Source organism: Sulfitobacter sp. UBA1132, assembly GCF_002311545.1.
GTDB lineage: Bacteria > Pseudomonadota > Alphaproteobacteria > Rhodobacterales > Rhodobacteraceae > Sulfitobacter > Sulfitobacter pontiacus.
Genome location: NZ_DCAN01000004.1, coordinates 694 through 1008 on the forward strand (window position 1 = coordinate 694; position 315 = coordinate 1008).

1 protein-coding gene is annotated in these 315 nt (G+C 65.4%); it reads right to left on the minus strand.

Annotation, left to right across the window (positions count from 1 at the left end):
- Nucleotides 1-315, minus strand: a 315-nt coding sequence (locus B4F27_RS00935) for a translation initiation factor IF-2 associated domain-containing protein (protein ID WP_286758805.1), incomplete at both ends; no start/stop codon positions are given.

Below are 315 nucleotides of genomic sequence, written 5' to 3' on the forward strand. Positions count from 1 at the left end.
CTTTCCTCGCGCTCACGCTCTTCGGCTTCTTTCGCCTCGATCTCGGCACGACGACGCTCGCGGTCTTCCGCGCGGGCCTTTTCCTCGGCTGCGCGTGCTTCGGCTTCTTCCGCCTCGCGGGCGCGGGCAGCCTGAACCGCCTTCAGCCGGCGTTCCATTTCGGAATCGGTGATCCCTGCCGGACGCTTGGAGGGATCCCCGAGCGATGGATTGCTACCGCCGCCGGCTTTTGCGCCAGCAGGTTTGGGCACCACAACGCGCTTGCGCTTGGTCTCGACCACGACGTTTTTCGTCCGCCCGTGGCTAAAGCTTTGC